Origin of the sequence: Streptomyces sp. NPDC046712 (assembly GCF_040645695.1) — a bacterium.
Lineage (GTDB): Bacteria > Actinomycetota > Actinomycetes > Streptomycetales > Streptomycetaceae > Streptomyces.
This window is the reverse complement of the sequence record NZ_JBEYYW010000001.1, coordinates 418,849-434,530: the sequence shown is the minus strand read 5'-3', so window position 1 is coordinate 434,530 and position 15,682 is coordinate 418,849. Positions and strand designations below refer to the sequence as shown.

Below are 15,682 nucleotides of genomic sequence, written 5' to 3'. Positions count from 1 at the left end.
CTACTGGGCGACGGACGAGTAGTCGGCGAAGCCGCTGGGGTCGTGGCGGCCGAAGGAGCCGTGTTCGAAGATCCCGTATCCGGTGTGCCCGTCGAGGGTAAAGCGGGCCGCGTGGTCGGTGACGCCGAAGGCGGCCATGGGGTGGGCGGCCGGGTCGGAGAGGTCGTAGACCCTGCGGTCGGTCCAGTCGCGGCCCTGCCAGGTGCCGTGCTGCCAGTCGGTCGCGGGCGGATAGCCGGCGCCGACGGCGAGCGGCGAGGAGGCGAGGATCTCGACCTCGACGTCGAGGGGCTTTCCCGCCGGGTCGGCGAGGTGGACGACGGCCCGTTCGGGGTGGCGGGTGCCCGGGCGGTACGTGATGTCGGTGCGGGGCCAGCCGAGTTGGGTGTCGCGCTGCCCGGTCCGTACGACCACGGCCTCGTTGAGGGTGCGGTAGCCGTCGGCGTCCTCCTGCGCGATGACCATGACGAAGCGGTCGTCGAAGCGCATGGGGATCCAGAGCCAGTGGAAGCCCTCCGGCCGGAACTCGTCGGCGCGGCCCGGCTCCTCGCCGGGGATCGGCCGGACGCCCCAGCTGCGGTCGCGGGTGCCCGTCCACTCCCCCGGCGTGACGGCGAACTCCTCGCCGCCGGCCCGCATGGTCCCGGCGCAATGGCCGGCCTGGACGAAACGGCGGCCTTCGAGGATGAGCCGATCGCCGCGGCGCTGGGTGTGGTGGGGTTCCCAGACGGCGGGGAAGTCCCCGGTCCAGGTGAGGTCGAAGGAGAGCCCTTCTGGGTCGGCGGGGTCGGGGTCGCAGTGCAGTGTGAGTGCCCGGAGGGGTTCGTCGACGGTGATGCGCAGTGGTCCGACGGCGAGGTTCATCCGGTCGTCGCCGAGGGCGTCGGAGGCCCGCACGGCGTGCAGCCGGTCGCCGATGCGAAGGGTGGCGTAGGCGTCGATGACCCCGGTGTTGGGGTACACGCCGAGCCCGGCGATGAGCAGGGCGCGACCCTGGTGGTCGAAGACGTGGAAGATGCACCGGTCATAGGCGTTGCGATCGCCGCTGACGTGGTGCTTCATCGAAAGTGGCGCCTGGTGCACCGGGTACTCGTCGAGCGCGACGGGCCGGTCGTCGACGTGCCGATCCACAGACATGGCTGACCTCCTGGTCGGCGAGCGGGATCTGACGGTAAGTCAGAAACTGCGTCGAGGGCCAGAGTCGTGCGACACCAGATCCGAGACCTGATCCGACACCCGGTCCGAGGCCAGACCCGAGACCCGATCCGGCACTCGGCCCGTGGCCAGACCCGAGACCCGCTCCGACGCTCGGCCCGAGACTCGATCCGCCCCTCGGCCCGCGGCCAGACCCGAGACCCGATCCGGCACTCGGCCCCCCGGCCAGATCCAAGACCCGCTCCGACGCTCGGCCCGAGACTCGACGGAAGACAGACCCGAGACTCGGTCGGAGACCGATCGGACACCGATCCGAGATCCGGTCGATCCTGGGTGACTCCCGAATCGATCGCGGGTAGCTCCCGAACTCCCGCTCGATTCCACTCGGCGGTGACCCCCACCCCGCCGGGCGCGTTGGGACAGGCATGACCTCGCTGTACACCACCCCAGTTGGCAGCGGACGGCGTCGCCTCGCCGAGCCGCGCCTTGAAGAATCGGTTCCCCGCCAGTCGGCCCACCTCGCCGACCCGCCCATCTACAAGGCGTTGCTCACCCAGTGGGCCAGTCACGGCCGGACGCTGCCGGGCCGCAGCGACCAGGAGTGGAACCGGCTGACCGCCGCCCCCGTGTGGGCGGACCGGACCGTACGGGTGAGCGGGGTGAGCGGCACGCTCCTCAGCGGGTCTCTGGTCCCACAAGGTGCCGCGCGATGACCGTCCGCTGGATCTGATTCGTCCCCTCGACGATCTGCAGCACCTTCGCCTCGCGCATGTAGCGCTCGACGGGGAAGTCCGCGGTGTACCCGTAACCGCCGAGCACCTGCACCGCGTCCGTGGTGATCCGCATGGCCGCGTCCGTGCAGAAGAGCTTCGCCATCGCGGCCTGCCGCCCGAAGGGCCGGCCCTCGTCCCGTAGCCGCGCCGCCTCCAGATACAGCGCACGGCCCGCCTCGATCTGCGTCGCCATGTCCGCGAGCAGGAAGCGGAGCCCCTGGAAGTCGGCGATCGGCCGGCCGAACTGGCGCCGCTCGCGGGCGTACGAGACGGCCTGGTCCAGGGCCGCCTGCGCGACCCCCACCGCGCAGGCCGCGATCCCAAGTCGCCCGGAGTCGAGAGAGGACAGCGCGATCGCGAAGCCCTGCCCCTCCTCGCCGATGCGGCGGCTGTCCGGGATCCGCACCCCGTCGAGGTGGAGCTGGGCGGTGGGCGAGCCCTTCATCCCCATCTTCCGCTCGGGTGCGGCTGCGCTCAGCCCTTCCGCGTCCCCGGGGACCAGGAACGCGGTGATCCCCTTCGGGCCCTCGCCCCCGGTGCGCGCCATGACCGTGTAGAAGTCGGCGATCCCGCCATGGGTGATCCACGCCTTGGTGCCGGTGAGCACCCAGTCGTCACCGTCCCGGAGGGCCTTCGTGCGCAGCGAGGCCGCGTCGGAGCCGGAGGCCGGCTCCGAGAGGCAGTACGCGCCCAGCAGGCCGCCGCCCAGCATCGCCGGCAGATGCGCGGCCCGCTGCTCCTTGGTACCGAAGTTGGCGAGAGCGTGGCAGGACAGGGAGTGGACGCTGACACCGAGCCCGACGGTGAGGCGGACGGTGGCAAGCTCTTCGAGCACCTGGAGGTGGACGGCGTAGGGCTGGTCACCGCCGCCGTAGTCGGAGTCGTACGGAAGTCCGAGCAGTCCGGAGGCGGAGAGCAGCGAGAAGAGCTCCCGGGGGAAGTGGCCGGCGTCCTCCTCCTCGGCGGCGCGGGGCGCGATCTCCCGCTCGGCGATCTCACGGACCAGGGCGAACAGGTCCTCGGCCTCCTCGGTGGGCAGCCGGCGTTCCACGGTCTGCGGGGCGCGGTCGGGCATGGCGGCGCACTCCTCCCTGTCGGGCGCTGCGGCGGTGTGCGCGGGTGGCGCGGGGCCGCCGGTGGTCACTGCTGCGCCGATGCTGCCCCCGGCGGATCACCCCGGGGGCCGAGCGACGGCCGTGGCGGGAGGAGTATGCCCGTTCGGCGGCCCCGCCTCACCCGGCGTGCGGACCCGCGCCGGGCGGATGCCCGGCCGGGCCGGGACGCCTCCGCGTCAGACGAGACCCGGCTCCGGCGCCGGGCACTCCGGGACCTGCTCCTCGATCGCCGCCAGGGTGCCCCGGAGCAGGCGCACCAGCAGCGCGCACACGGCCTCGCGCTCCGGATCGAGATCGTCGATCCAGGCGAGGGTGATGCCCTCGACGCTGCTCAGCCAGCCGAGAAGGGCGAGGTGGGCGAGGCGCGGGATGTCGCGGCGGCCGTAGGCGCCCTCGGCGATCGTGGCGATCAGCTCCTCGCGCACGGTGTCGCGGATCGCCTGGACCTGGGTGTCGAATCCGACGCCGCCGGTCACGATCGTGCGGTACGCCGCCTGATGGTGCTGGGCGTAGCGGAGGTAGCCGTCGACGGTCCGCTCCACCCGTTCGCGGCGCGGCAGGTCCGTGTCGGAGGCGGCCCGGGCGACGAGGTCCGAGACGGACTCCTCGACGATTGCGAGGTAATAGCCGCGCTTGGACTTGAAGTAGTAGTAGATCAGCCCCTTCGCGACCCCGGCGTGCTTGGCGATGTCGTCCATGGACAGTGCGTCGTACGAGGTGTGGGCGAACAACTTCCGTCCGGTCGCGAGGAGTTCGGAGCGCCGCACCTGGGATCGTTCGGTCGTTCCGCGCTGTTGACTATTATTCAAATTCAGCCCTAGTCTCCGACTTCCACGGACAGTGCCCGCAGTATGGCAGACCTTCGGGAGGGTCCACGTGCGCGCATTCACAGGGGCGTCGTCGCCCGGCAGAACGTCCTGGAAGAAGACCGCGGTGATCGGGATGCCGGCCGTGCTCGCGGTCGGGATCATGGCCTCCGTGATGGCCGAGGGGGCGCTCGCCGCCTCGTTCGCCGTCTCCGGCACCAGCTTCCAGGTCTCGTCCGGAAAGCTGACGAGCCAGGGTCTCGCCTCTTACGTCCACACCGACCGCTCCGCCGACGGCCGCGGCCACCCGGTCGCCCTGCTCGGCATCGGAAACGCCCGGCTCAGTGACATCTGCCAGGCCGCCGAGGTGGACACCCCGCTCGGCACGGTGGTCTTCAAGCTCACCGCCGGTGGCGAGGCCGGCGAGGTCACGGCGAGCAGTCTGGTCATCGACGGCGAGGACCTGAGCGGCAACGCCCGCTTCGGCACCGCCCAGATCGGCCGCGACGCCTCCACCCTCGACCAGGTGCCGGGCGTCCAGGGCCCGAAGGGGAATTTCGGTCTCCAGGCCGGCGACATCGAGGTCATCGGCGTGAAGTCGAACGCCTGGTCGGCCACCGGCGGCAACTTCCGGCTGAAAGGGATGAAGGTCGATGTGAGCCTCGGCGGCAAGAAGTGCTTCTGAACCCGGCCGGGCCGGGCGGCCCCGGACTCCGCGAGCGGCTGCGGACCTGGCGGCGCACCCGGCCCTTCTGGGCAGGGCTGCTGCTCCTGCTCGGCGGGCCGAGCTGCTGCTCGTGCCGCTCTCCCCGCTGACCGTCCTGGTCAGTCTGGGCATCGGTGGGATCGCCGCGATCGGGATCGGTCTGGCGCTCGTCGCCGCCGGGCTGTTCCTCTGGTTCCTGCCGCACACCCACCATTACGTCTCGGTGCACGCCCTGATCCTGTCGGTGCTCTCCTTCGCCGCGACCAACCTCGGCGGCTTCCTGGTCGGCATGGCGCTCGGCATCCTGGGCAGCGCGATGGGCTTCGGCTGGACCCCCGTACGGGAGGAGGAGCCGCGCAAGACCCCCGGCGGGCAGAAGACCCTCGCCGCCGCCCTGCCGATCGCACTGCTCCTGGGCCTCGGCGCATGGCCCGCGAGGGCCCGCGGGGGCCCGCGCCGCGACGCCGGTCGAGGCGGCCCGCACTCCCCCGACCGTCACCACCACCCGCTTCGCCCCGCACGGCTTCACCCTCGCCGGGGTACGGACCGTGCCGACCGCCGACGGACCGCTGAAGGTGATGGTCCTGACGATGCGCTCGGCCTCGCTCGCCGACTACCGACTGCGGACCCGGGACGGGGGCGAAGAGCTGACGCTCGGCGCGGACTCCCTCGATCTGAGGGGGCACGTCACCCTCTATCTGACCAAGTTCAGCGGCTGCCTCCAGGGGTTGCTCTGCCTGACCTTCACCCCGGACGGACTGCCGGTGCCACCGGTCGTCCCGCCCTTCGTCTTCATGACGGACGTCAGCGCCGAGCAGGCGCTGGTGACATCCGACCTGATCGTGGCGGACGGCCTGACGCTGGAGGCGTCGTAAGAGGGCCGGCGTGATCGGGATCCACGAGCCGACGAGCCACGGCCCCGGGGTGGAGACGCTGCTCACGCCCCCGGGGCCGCCGACCCCACGTCAGCGGATGCCGACGGCGGCCAGCGCCTTGCGCTGGGCGGGTGTCGGACGGTCGGGGAAGTAGAGGTAGCAGACCCCACCTGTACCGGAGACCACTTTGCCGCTCGCGTTGTACCGCTTGGTCCGGAGCCAGATGTTCTCCAAACGGGAAGGCGCCACTTACCACGCGACACCCCCCCGCACAAACATACAGGTCAGAGGCGCGGACCGCACGAGGCAAATAGAGCGCAGATGCGCTGGTGCTGACCTGGTGCTGACTTCCACTGGCGTCCGTTCCGGCCCACTTGGTGCGGCCGTTCTTCCTCACTACCGTCCGCGCGAGCCTAGTGCCCGACCTCACCGTTGGCCCTGCGCTCCGTCAGGCTGCTGCTGAGGGTGAGAAGCTGGAAGACGGGAAGCGACAGCTCCACGGGAGATCCCACGATCGGGCGTGAGGGCGCAGGGCGCTTGAATAGGATGCTGAGAGTTCGTGACGTACCTTCAGAAGGGCGTTTGATGCTCGATGTTGACGCTGTCTTGCAGGAAGTCGAGCGTTTGTGCAGGGAGGTCAAGCCTGCGGATGCTGAGGCCCTCGCAGCCACGCTCATCAAGGGCCTGACCACCGGTGACCTGGAGGCTCGCGAGAGTCAACTGCGGGCAGTGCTTGATCGCGCCTTCCTCAAGAAGCGCAAGCTCGCCTTGTTGGCTCTGCTCGACGAGAAGCTGCACGGCCCCCCTCCTGTCCCCGGCCCGTCCTCCCAGGCGCCCACGCTGGTCGAGGACTACTGGCTTGAGGACTTCCATGCGGCACTGCAGGACCTGAGCGACCGTCATATCTTCCAGTGGTCTACCTACTACCGGGACCGCCTCGCCGAGGACTTCTCTTACTCCCTGGACCGCATGGCGGACCCGGAAGAGGTGAAGACGCTACTCCCCAAGATCTCGGCAGCGTTGTCCAGTCACGCTCAGGACATCTTCCAAAAGGGTTTCAACTACCAAGGCTCGCAAGGCGAATCTGAGGCATACGCCCTGATGAAGTCGCTCAACGGCCTGCAGCGGTTCTTAGACCTTCCCATCGAGTTCTATTCCACTCTGCTACCCACCGCAGCCGACCTCGAGACTGCCCGCCGTCTCCGCGCCCTGAACTCCTGCATGCTGTCCGCCATCATCACGGGCTACGTGCGGGTCTCCTTCGGAGTTCGAACCGGCCGGGAAGTCCTCTCGGAGAACGCGCGAGCCTGGTTGCATACTCTGCCGTTCCTCGTCACGGATGACCTGCTCTTGGTCCAGAAGCGGATCGGTCGCAGTCAATTCACCGACGGCCTACTTCGCAGCGTCCTCCCCACTATCTCTTCCTTCGACGCACTGGGGAATAATCGGGAGCACGTCCCGCTGCCGGCTCTCTCCCAGTACTCGGCGGCGGAGCACCGGCTCGATATCTCACTCCGCCCTTCCACCCGGTCGCCTTACCAGCAAATGATCGAGGTGCAGTGTTATCTCGATGGCGGCTATGTCGACCGGCGCGATCTAGAGGATGCCGTCCGACGAGGAGTCGCCGCCGTTGTGGCGCCCCTCCCGTCCGACCTCCGCACCTTCATCGAGCAAGACGAGCGCCTGAGCGCAACAGTCGTCGCTGTTCCCCGTGAGACGAGCGTCGATTCCGTCCCGTTGACTCGGGACCAGGTACTCCGGCTCCTGATGGCCCGGTCCTACCGGCAAGGCACCACATCGGTGCGCAGCCAACCCCTGCAGCACAACTTCGCCCGCGACTTCCCGTTGGAGGAACCGGGCAAGCTGCGGTACTACCGCGTCCATCGGCACAGCGTGCACGATCTGCTGCGAACCTTCGAAAGCCGCAACGGGGTGCGGCTCTGGTGCAGCGTCCGGCGCAGCGGAAAAACCACCGCAGGTTTCGACTTGGCATCAACGACAGGGGAGGCCGCCGTAATCAGCCAGACCTGTTCCTCCACTGGGGAGCTCGCCAACGACGGCGTCTTCTACGACCGCATCTGCGCTGCCCTGGACAATGGGCTACGCATCCCGGGCACGTTCTTCGCTGACCTCGTCAATCACTGTGCGGACGGGGAACCGGTCGACCGGGGGCGCACCGTCTTCGTTCTCGATGAGTACGAGACGCTCTTTGGAGATCTTCAGGCAGCTTTGCAGAGCGCCCCTGGGGTTAGGTACACGGTGGTTCAGCCGCTGCTCAACCAGATGGTCCGGTTCGCTAGAGAGAACCTACTCGTGTTCCTCGGGCAGCAACCCGATGCTCACTTCATCCTGATGGAGCAGAACCAGCTCAGCCCCTTCGTTCGACAGGATCCGTTCCCGCTCTTTGCCCACGAACCTAACCAGGAGGTAAGCGAGTTTGCCCAGTTTACTCAGAAGGTGCTGGGCCCTCAGGTGTCGCTCGACACCGCCTTTATTGACGCCATCTACTCGGAAACGGCCGGTCACCCGTTCCTCACCGTGAACCTGCTACGCGACTTCGTCGCCTTCCTCATCGAGCAGGAACGGCCACAGTCGGACCTGCAGGTCACGCTTGAGGACGCCGTGCAGTTCTCCGAGATCCGGCTCCGCCCAAGCCATATCAGCCGGAGCCGCGAGTACGAGTTCTTCCGGAGAGCAGCCTCTCAAGCCATGGGGGCTCAAGATGGCAGGGACACGGTATGGCTGCGTGCCGTCTACCGCTGCCTGAGCGAGGTCGCGCGCATGTCGCCGGAGAGTATGCGGTGCGGGATGAAGGACTTCGAGGGCATCGTCGAGCGGATCGGTCCGAGCACTGGTATGAGTGCCGACCGTCTGTTGTCCAGTGCCACGGAAAGCAACTTTCTCGACAGTGACGGCGAATGGGTATGGCCCAAGATTCGCCTACTCGGTCGAATCGCAGCGATCTCGCAAGGAGAAGTGCACGCATGAACGCCACCGCCCGGGGAAGCCTCACTGGCGACAGAAGTCCGAGCGCCTTCAGCGACGAGCAGATCGCGCCCACGCCGCTCGCCACCGCTATCAGAAGCAGGCTGGCCACGTCGGACAGTGAACTGAGCGGGTTTTGGTTCCAGGTCCGCGGAAGCCGGAGCGATTATGCGCAAGAACTGCAGAAGCAGCTAGCCGGCGACGCCGTTGTGGTCCTTGTGGTTCGTGGGGCTCCCTTCGAAAACGTCAATGCAGTACTCGATGACTTCGTCGCACTCATCCAGGAGCACCGAGCGGCATGCGAGAAGCACCTGACGGGTGATGGCGCCACCGAGCGCCGCGCGGTGGTGCTGCTGGCTCGCAACACCCTGCGACTGCCCCAGGTTTCCTCCCCTGTAGCCCTCCCCACGTGGTTCCCCCGCCTGGGCGGCCAGACGACCTCCGTCATCATCGAGGACCTCACTTGGCGTGCCGAGTCTCCACTCAACACAGCCGAAGCGGCCATCGGAGAGGCCTGCCAGCTGCTCTTCGATCTGGAAGGAGACCTATTGGAACGACTCCATGCGGTGTGCGCTCAGAAGCGGGCGGCGACAGACAGTTTCTGGAGCCTGATACAGCGGGACGGCGATGGGTCCTTTGCTGACTTCATCGATGGCGTACGAGCCTCGCGACACGAGGTGCGCAACCCGTCCTCGTACCGGCCCAGCGTGCGCGAGGGCAGCTCACTGGTGGCCAGAATCTGGGGGAAGACTCAGGCCACACACCCCGACGGCTTGGGCAAGCCAGGAAAGGCGCTGGCGCTAGCACTGGCGCTTCCGGAATCGGCTGTCGCGTCCTGGCACCGCAGCCTCGTCAGCGTGCTCTCTCGGCCGTCTGGCCCACTCACCGCCGAGCAGGCCTTCACCATCAACGTCTTGGTCACAGTCACAGCCACCTGCCAAATGATCACTGCTGCTGCACACGCTGACGCCTACCCGAGTTACCCGGTGCCCCTGATCCGGTCGATGTCCTTCGATCTCCGCCAAGGGCTGGCAGGCGCGCGAAGGGTCCTACTCTCCTTGGACCACTACACCAGTTGAGGACCATGACCTGGCGAGGCAGCCCGTTCACCGTCGACATCTACAGCCCTGTCCGTAGAGCGAGACGGCAGCAGCAGCGGATGTGGATCTCCTCCGGGTGGGCGGCGGCTCGGGGACGGGTGATGCCGTCTCCGAGCCGGATCTCCCTCTGGAACCTGAGCCCGCGGTCATCTACTGCCGTCTCCGACAGCACAGCTCTCCGGGTCCGGAGGGCTTCGGTGAGCACCGGCATCTCAATCAGAGCGCTAGTCAGCGTCGTGGTTTCGGCCTGCGGGAGCTGTTTGCATCGTTGCGCATGGTGGGCTCCTCTGCCAGAGACGTCGGGGGCCGGGGCACCACGGGTGTCTGCGGATGCGCTTGCGTGCGGGGCATGTCCGCGGTGGCGGGCAGCTTCCCGATGCGTCGCAAGCGCCAGACGAGTACGCCGTGACGGTGTAGTCTCCAGCGCCCGCCATTTGATCGCCTGCTGGTGCAGCGTGTCGGGGTCGTGGCCCGCTCGTTCGGCTTGGGCGAGGGTGGCGGCGAGCGCGTCCCAGCCGGGCTCGCGCCGGGCGTGGCCGGCCTGTACTGACAGCACGACTTCCACAGCGTGGGCGTAGCGGTCGTGTACGGGGGCGGGGAGTCGCCGTCCTTGCTCGCGCATGGCCTTCATCGGGTGGTGGACGCGGCCTGGTAGGCGGCCCGCAGGTGCTGCATGGCTTGTCGTGCGGCGGCCTGCTGGGCATGACCGCGGGCGGAGTGCCAGTGGTTGGCGGCGATCGTGACGAGGAACATCGTGGACAGGAGCATCGCGGTGGCGCCGCCGTCCTCGCCTTTGCCGAGGGCGTTGCCGGCCAGACGATGCCCAGCGCGGCGGCGCGGAGGGCTCGGATGTCGACCTGCTCGGCGCAGGTCTGGGAGCGGGTGGCGCGTTCGAAGGCGCGGGCGACCTGAGCCAGTTCCTTGCGAGCGGAGGCTGGTGCGCGCGCAGATCATGCCGTTCGCTCCGCTGCGCAACCAGAATCTGCGGGCGGTGGTCCTGATGCGGGTCCGACGTCATCCCGCCTCGCGGCGAGTTGCCACCGCGGAGTGGTCGGGCTGAGCTGCCAGCCACTCCAGGCATCGGCTGGGGCGATGTGGTCACGTCGCCCACTGGCGGTGTTGTTGGAGTCGACGAGCCGGGGAGCGTCACGGACGACGTCCCGCATGTCGCCATCACTCAGGGTGGACTTCGGGGCGCCGGCACGGGGCGTTGTGACGACCCGTTACCAGTAGCTCGGCATCGATCGTATGGTGCATTCGCTTATGCCGTTGAGCAAGTGTTTCGGGGTGTGGGTACATCGCGCTAGAACTCGAACACGGTGTTGGGGTCGTCCATGGCACTTCTCAGTTCGCCGAGGTTGCCGATCATTGCGAGAGGCGATGTGCGTGCCAATTCGACGATTCCCCCGACGACGGTCTGCATCGCTGCCACGTCGCCAGATTCAAGAGTCTGGTTAAGACCGTCAAAAAGTCGCTTGTGCGTCTCGCGCCGCTCTTCGAAGACGAGGTCGAAGTAGTGCCGCAGAGCCTTCTCGGACGCCTTGATTCGCGCGACCTCAGTCTCCCGGTAGGTCTGGAGCTTTTCGCGCTTCGTGCTCTCCGTCTCGTGGATGTGGATCGATTCGCGTGCAGTGCTGACGAGTTGGTTGAGTGCGTTGAGCGCGTCTGCCGCGCTGATCCTTCCTGCCGCCCCCACCACTAGCTTGGTTGCCTTCGCTGGCAACGGGGTGCCCTTGAGTGCGCCCTTCTGATCAGGCATCCGGTGTCTCCTTACGCGCGTCGCGGTAGTTGAAGATGAGTTGCTCCGTGTTCGTGTCGAGGTTGCCGTCTTCGTCAGCGACGGGTGCTGTGGCTACCCTCCGCACCGATGTGACCAGGACCAGAGCCGTGTGGAGACGCTTGTCGTGGGCGTCGTAGTCGAACGGTTCGGATTCGAGCAGGTCGAGGGCGCTCATTGCCTGTGAAACCAGCCGACTGAGGATGTCGTCCAGTTCATGTGCTCGCTTCCTCACCCCGCGGAAGCGTTCGTCGAGAAGGTCGAGTCTCGCGATGGCATCGTCGACCGCTGTCCGGCGGCTATCGGCCTCAGCTCGTGCCTTGGTTCCTTGATTCTTCATCGTGAGGCCTGCGATGAGGACGCCGGGGCCAACGGCTGAGACTTTGAGGACCGTTGTTCCAAGCGCTGTCCCGCCGCCGCCAGAAGCGCGGCTTCCGCCGCCGAAGAATGCACGCAGTGCGCGCTCTGCCGCTGCTCCACGGAGGTTCGCGATCGGCGTCCCCGTGCTGGCCTTTGCCAGTTGGCTTGCGGCCTTACGGAGGACCGCCGGAGTCGCGCCGGCGATCAGGGCTGCGCAGACAATGCCTCGGGCCCAATCCGCGACATCCGGATCGAGATCCGCAATCCCTACGAGTTGGGTGGTGTTTGAGTCGTCGACTCCGTCGAGGATGCGGTGCTCATGCGCTCGAACCTGCTTGGTGTGGCGCTCGAGGAAGTCCCGCATCCGGAAGATAACGTCGCGCTGGGCCCGTTCCTGCGATCGGCCGAGCGACTGCAGCGCTGCGTTCGTCCGGTCGACCTGCCCGCGGTGAGCGGCGTGGCGAGTCTCGTAGCGCGCCGTGTGGTGCTGGATCTGCGTTCGAGCACGCTTGACCTGCAGCCTGCCGACGGCGCCCGCCACCACCCCGCCGCCTCCCGTGATGCTGCTGCCGATGATGATGACGAGCGGAACGAGCGGCAGGACCATCGTTGGTATCTCCTCAGGGAACTGCAAGACGATGCGCAAGTCCCGCGTTCGTATGCCACACGAAGCGTATCGCCACGGCCACTCGAATGGCCGGGGGTTGAGCCCTTCGCCCCGGTGCAACACCCTCCCAGCGCTCACAGATTCTGCACAGCGGTAGGCAGGGGCGAGCGGTTCGACAGCACACCCCAGGCGAACGAGCCAGGCTCGTTACTCACGATGACCGGAGCACCAACTGGGCCGGCGTCGTGACCAGCCCCTCTTGCCCGAGACGCGCGAATTCTTCTCTGTCATGCTGCCCACGCCCTTCGCATGTCGCTCACGTGGCCGTGATCCCCCGGGGGCCGGATCGCCGTCAGTCCAGCCCGCCGGTGGCTTCGAGGTGGGCGAGGAACGTGGCCACGAGGCGTGGGCGGGGGACTTGGGGGACGAGCGCGTCGGGCAGGTCGGCCTCAAGGCCCCACTCGGTGTTGAAGGTGATGCTGCTGCCGTCCGGAACGACGCTGCCCCACAGCCACCGGACGAACTCCGCTGCGGCATGGGCCGTGCAGTCCTCGATGGCGATGCCTTCCGGGGACAGCTTGGCCATGCCCTCCAGCTCATCCTCGCCAACGGTGATGCCGAAGTGCATGACGGACCCGCGCACGGGTCCTTCGTCGCCCTCATCGATACGGACGAACGTATCCGCCTTCCACTCACGCAGCTTGGCCTCGAACCCCTCGTAGGTCAGGCCCCATGTGGAGCCCTCGGCAGGGCCGAAGACGTACATGGTACGGAGTTCGGACAGTTCGGACGCGTCCACGCGTTCGCTCCCTCATTGTGTGTGCCGTTGGTCAGGGTACGTAGCGGGCGTAGCCCTTGACGCCGTAGGCGGCCATCATCACGCGCCAGTAGGCCACGGAATCAGCGTTGTTGGTGACGGTCTCTACGCCCCGCATCTCCTTGTTGCGCGGGTCGTTGAGAGCGGCGTTGTACTTCGTGAGCTCCTTTCGGTCCTTGTCGTACAGGAAGTCCTTCTTGCCGGACTGGTGGTTCGCGCGGAGTTCGTCGAGCGAGCGGTAGCACGGCTTGTTCGGGTTGTTGACGTACTTGGCCTCGATCGCCATGCCGTCGCGGTTACGGAAGCCGTCGACCATCAAGGTGCTGTTGGCGCTGATGCCGAGCGGGATGGGGACCTCGTACTCGGGGTATCCGGCGACCCGCTTCTGGTATGCGACCTCGGCGGGCTTTCCGCCGGACACGTCGCCGGCGCGCAGTGAGTTCAACCACGTCTGGAAGTTCTGCTGCTCAGGGGCGGTGAGGGGCGGGAAGCGCGGGTCCGGCGGCGTCGGCGGGGCCATCGGCTGTACGCGAGGACCGTTCGGCGGTCGGTAGCCCACGGGGACCAGGAGGGGCACCCGTATCAGCGGCGCGAGGAAGGGGGGTAGGGACGGAAGGGGCAGGAACCCGCCCCCGTCCGGCTGCGGCATAGGGACCTTGGCCTGCGAGCTGTCGAGCGCCGGCGGTATGTTCCCTAGGCGTGCGATGCGCATGTCGCCCGTGACGAGCTCGTGCAGTCCGCCGTCGTGTCCCTCGCCACCGAACTGCGGTCGTTCCCAGATGGCGAGTGGCTCGCCGAAGAGGGGACTTTCCTCGTCCGGGATCCTCTTCAGCGCCGTGTCGATGTGATCCGCGTACGCGTCGCAGGCGTGGGCGATCATCCGGCATGCGGACGGCAGGTTGGCCATCAGGGTCTCGTCCTCGCCGACCTCGGAGGGAGGTGGAGTCTTGCCGACGAACACGGTGAAGAAGGTCTGGACGGCTGCGGCGGTCTCGCCGAGCTGCTGGGCGGTCGCGGTGCGCCAGGCGCTTTCGGAGTCCCAGTAGGCGTCGTCCAGGATGCCCGCCGCCGAACGCCAGGCGTTGGCCGTCTTGCGGAGCTTGTCCCGCTGGCCGTGGAAGCGGGAGCTGAGCAGGTACTGGTCGGTCCAGCTGGTCTCGCCGACGACCTCAGGAAGTTCCTCGGCGTTGTGGCCGGCACGCGGATTGCAGTCCGGTCTCGAAGGCTGGGCCCCGATGTCGGGCGACACGCTCTGGCCGAGCAGGGACGCGGCGATCGCGCTCTCCTGCTTGAGGAAGTCCTCGGTGGCCTTGAGCATGGCGCCCGCTCCGTTCGCCATCACCTGGTGGGCGAGGCCTGCCGCCTCGAAGACGGTCTTCACGGCCGGCTTGTAGACGGCGGCGAAGGCACGGCCGGCGTTGTCGTCACCCGCCATCCCGCCATGAGCGCTGAGCTCCGTGAACAGCAGCCCCAGCATGTCGTAGATCAGGTCCCGCAGCCGCACCATGGACCACGAAGCGTTGACGTAGTTCCCGGCCTTGTGCTGAAGATTCAAAACTCCCCCGTGCCCTCGACCACCAGGCTGTTCGATGGACCGTACACGTTGGCGAGGGGAGGATCTCCGCCGCACCGAACACGTGGAGCATCTGTGGCTGATCCTGTCGGAGACGGGCTCGGCCGCTGCCACCGCGTGGATCTGATGCGCTGTCAATCCCCCGGGACTTCACCTCGGTCCCGACACAGGATGCCCAAATGCCGTCAGCATCCCTCCCGTCGGGCGGGTCCGCCAACGCCGTGGCCAGCGCGATCCAAGCGGCCTTGGCACCACGTTCGGTGACGTGGAACCCCCACTGCCCCTGGGCCAGCTAGTTCACGATGCGCAGGCCCCGTCCCCGCTCCACGAGCAACCCGCCCGTCCCATAGGCCGGTTCGGTGCCCGAGGACGGTGTGGTTCCGAAGTAGAGACACGTGGGGAGCAGAGAATCCCTGTCATGAATTTCGCAGATGTACCTGCCGGCGGACGAGCGAAGGTATGCCTGGTAGGGCCGCGTGCGTGCTCGTGCGCGTTCGCCACGAGCTCCGAGACTGCCAGGACTCCGTCACTGATGACGTCCCCGGCGAGGCCCAGGTCCTTAAGTACACGTCGCAGAACCGCGCGGGCTTCGCCGGTCGGGTTGAGGGTGTGGTCGGTCCAGCGGTACACGAGGCCGTGAGAGAGCGACGTGTGGCGCGCTGATCATCGGGCGACGTACCTCCAGTGGGTGACAGCGATGACCTTCTCCCGGGGCCGCGAAGTGGTCGCGGAAGTACCGCAGCCGCACGGAGCACCGGCTTCGGGCGCGCGGCCCCCGGAGGATTGTGGCTCAAGTACCAGCCACGAGGCCGGTCGCGAGTCACGCACTCCACGATGGTCGCCGGTGCCCCTGATGCTCATGCAATGCAAGCGGCGGAATGCCGTATCCCGATCATCTGCGCAATTCGTGGGACCGCGCCATCAGGCGGCTCGATAGTCCCGCATACAACCCGCACGGCTTGCGGCATAAATGGACCACCGTGGCTCTGACGAACGGTGTGTCCGTCCACGAGGTGTCTCGCTGGCTCGGACA

At 67.5% G+C, this 15,682-nt stretch carries 14 protein-coding genes and 2 pseudogenes; 6 read left to right on the top strand and 10 right to left on the bottom strand.

Annotated elements, in window-relative coordinates; genetic code table 11:
• Window positions 1–1,137: a hypothetical protein gene (locus tag ABZ939_RS02070; RefSeq protein WP_361847781.1), complete on the bottom strand. Its 1,137-nt coding sequence runs from the start codon at window positions 1,135–1,137 to the stop codon at window positions 1–3.
• Between the two features lie 443 nt (window positions 1,138–1,580).
• Here ABZ939_RS02070 and ABZ939_RS02065 point away from each other — a divergent pair, with 443 nt between their 5' ends.
• Complete coding sequence (locus tag ABZ939_RS02065; RefSeq protein ID WP_361847778.1) at window positions 1,581–1,868, top strand: hypothetical protein; 288 nt, start codon at window positions 1,581–1,583, stop codon at window positions 1,866–1,868.
• Here the strand turns inward: ABZ939_RS02065 and ABZ939_RS02060 are convergent.
• Window positions 1,831–3,003 carry an acyl-CoA dehydrogenase family protein gene (locus tag ABZ939_RS02060; protein WP_361847775.1) on the bottom strand — a complete coding sequence of 391 codons (1,173 nt, stop codon included), beginning with the start codon at window positions 3,001–3,003 and terminating at the stop codon, window positions 1,831–1,833. The genes ABZ939_RS02065 and ABZ939_RS02060 overlap by 38 nt on opposite strands.
• 216 nt (window positions 3,004–3,219) lie before the next feature.
• Window positions 3,220–3,810 carry a TetR/AcrR family transcriptional regulator gene (locus tag ABZ939_RS02055; protein ID WP_361847772.1) on the bottom strand — a complete coding sequence of 197 codons (591 nt, stop codon included), beginning with the start codon at window positions 3,808–3,810 and terminating at the stop codon, window positions 3,220–3,222.
• Between the two features lie 175 nt (window positions 3,811–3,985).
• On the opposite strand from ABZ939_RS02055, the gene ABZ939_RS02050 reads away from it, so the two are divergent.
• The 3 genes and pseudogenes from ABZ939_RS02050 (at window position 3,986) to ABZ939_RS02040 (ending at window position 5,430) form a co-directional block, all read left to right on the top strand.
• On the top strand, window positions 3,986–4,534 hold the full coding sequence (locus tag ABZ939_RS02050; protein WP_361847961.1) for a DUF6230 family protein: 549 nt from the start codon (window positions 3,986–3,988) through the stop codon (window positions 4,532–4,534).
• A 112-nt stretch (window positions 4,535–4,646) separates the two neighbouring features.
• Window positions 4,647–4,829: pseudogene (locus tag ABZ939_RS02045) on the top strand (DUF6114 domain-containing protein); the annotation flags it as partial.
• A gap of 274 nt (window positions 4,830–5,103) precedes the next feature.
• The gene (locus ABZ939_RS02040; protein WP_361847968.1) at window positions 5,104–5,430 is read left to right on the top strand and encodes a hypothetical protein; all 327 of its coding nucleotides are present in this window, start codon (window positions 5,104–5,106) and stop codon (window positions 5,428–5,430) included.
• Window positions 5,431–5,520: 90 nt separating this feature from the next.
• On the opposite strand, the pseudogene ABZ939_RS02035 reads toward ABZ939_RS02040, so the two are convergent.
• A pseudogene (locus ABZ939_RS02035) lies at window positions 5,521–5,661 on the bottom strand (peptidase C39 family protein); the annotation flags it as partial.
• Between the two features lie 354 nt (window positions 5,662–6,015).
• Here ABZ939_RS02035 and ABZ939_RS02030 point away from each other — a divergent pair.
• Window positions 6,016–8,418: a hypothetical protein gene (locus ABZ939_RS02030; RefSeq protein WP_361847769.1), complete on the top strand. Its 2,403-nt coding sequence runs from the start codon at window positions 6,016–6,018 to the stop codon at window positions 8,416–8,418.
• Window positions 8,415–9,494, top strand: a complete 1,080-nt coding sequence (locus ABZ939_RS02025; RefSeq protein WP_361847766.1) for a hypothetical protein — start codon at window positions 8,415–8,417, stop codon at window positions 9,492–9,494. Before ABZ939_RS02030 ends, ABZ939_RS02025 begins: the two co-directional genes overlap by 4 nt.
• Before the next feature lie 648 nt (window positions 9,495–10,142).
• On the opposite strand, the gene ABZ939_RS02020 is transcribed toward ABZ939_RS02025, so the two are convergent.
• The 6 genes from ABZ939_RS02020 to ABZ939_RS01995 all read right to left on the bottom strand — a co-directional run bounded on the left by ABZ939_RS02020 (window position 10,143) and on the right by ABZ939_RS01995 (window position 15,279).
• On the bottom strand, window positions 10,143–10,283 hold the full coding sequence (locus tag ABZ939_RS02020) for a hypothetical protein (RefSeq protein ID WP_361847763.1): 141 nt from the start codon (window positions 10,281–10,283) through the stop codon (window positions 10,143–10,145).
• 535 nt (window positions 10,284–10,818) lie between these two features.
• Complete coding sequence (locus tag ABZ939_RS02015) at window positions 10,819–11,274, bottom strand: hypothetical protein (protein WP_361847760.1); 456 nt, start codon at window positions 11,272–11,274, stop codon at window positions 10,819–10,821.
• Window positions 11,267–12,259, bottom strand: coding sequence for a hypothetical protein (locus ABZ939_RS02010; RefSeq protein ID WP_361847757.1), 993 nt, complete (start codon window positions 12,257–12,259; stop codon window positions 11,267–11,269). The genes ABZ939_RS02015 and ABZ939_RS02010 overlap by 8 nt, the downstream gene beginning before the upstream one ends.
• A gap of 352 nt (window positions 12,260–12,611) precedes the next feature.
• The gene (locus ABZ939_RS02005) at window positions 12,612–13,058 is read right to left on the bottom strand and encodes a hypothetical protein (RefSeq protein WP_361847754.1); all 447 of its coding nucleotides are present in this window, start codon (window positions 13,056–13,058) and stop codon (window positions 12,612–12,614) included.
• A 31-nt stretch (window positions 13,059–13,089) separates the two neighbouring features.
• On the bottom strand, window positions 13,090–14,631 hold the full coding sequence (locus ABZ939_RS02000; RefSeq protein WP_361847751.1) for a restriction endonuclease fold toxin-2 domain-containing protein: 1,542 nt from the start codon (window positions 14,629–14,631) through the stop codon (window positions 13,090–13,092).
• A gap of 315 nt (window positions 14,632–14,946) precedes the next feature.
• The gene (locus tag ABZ939_RS01995) at window positions 14,947–15,279 is read right to left on the bottom strand and encodes an ATP-binding protein (RefSeq protein ID WP_361847748.1); all 333 of its coding nucleotides are present in this window, start codon (window positions 15,277–15,279) and stop codon (window positions 14,947–14,949) included.
• Window positions 15,280–15,682: the final 403 nt, after the last annotated feature.

What these genes read in the sequence shown, in the direction of transcription:
- ABZ939_RS02070 (WP_361847781.1), bottom strand. Translation starts at nt 1,137, where the DNA reads ATGTCTGTGGATCGGCACGTCGACGACCGGCCCGTCGCGCTCGACGAG.
- ABZ939_RS02030 (WP_361847769.1), top strand. Translation starts at nt 6,016, where the DNA reads ATGCTCGATGTTGACGCTGTCTTGCAGGAAGTCGAGCGTTTGTGCAGG.
- ABZ939_RS02025 (WP_361847766.1), top strand. Translation starts at nt 8,415, where the DNA reads ATGAACGCCACCGCCCGGGGAAGCCTCACTGGCGACAGAAGTCCGAGC.
- ABZ939_RS02010 (WP_361847757.1), bottom strand. Translation starts at nt 12,259, where the DNA reads ATGGTCCTGCCGCTCGTTCCGCTCGTCATCATCATCGGCAGCAGCATC.
- ABZ939_RS02020 (WP_361847763.1), bottom strand. Translation starts at nt 10,283, where the DNA reads ATGCTCCTGTCCACGATGTTCCTCGTCACGATCGCCGCCAACCACTGG.
- ABZ939_RS02015 (WP_361847760.1), bottom strand. Translation starts at nt 11,274, where the DNA reads ATGCCTGATCAGAAGGGCGCACTCAAGGGCACCCCGTTGCCAGCGAAG.
- ABZ939_RS02050 (WP_361847961.1), top strand. Translation starts at nt 3,986, where the DNA reads ATGCCGGCCGTGCTCGCGGTCGGGATCATGGCCTCCGTGATGGCCGAG.
- ABZ939_RS02065 (WP_361847778.1), top strand. Translation starts at nt 1,581, where the DNA reads ATGACCTCGCTGTACACCACCCCAGTTGGCAGCGGACGGCGTCGCCTC.
- ABZ939_RS02060 (WP_361847775.1), bottom strand. Translation starts at nt 3,003, where the DNA reads ATGCCCGACCGCGCCCCGCAGACCGTGGAACGCCGGCTGCCCACCGAG.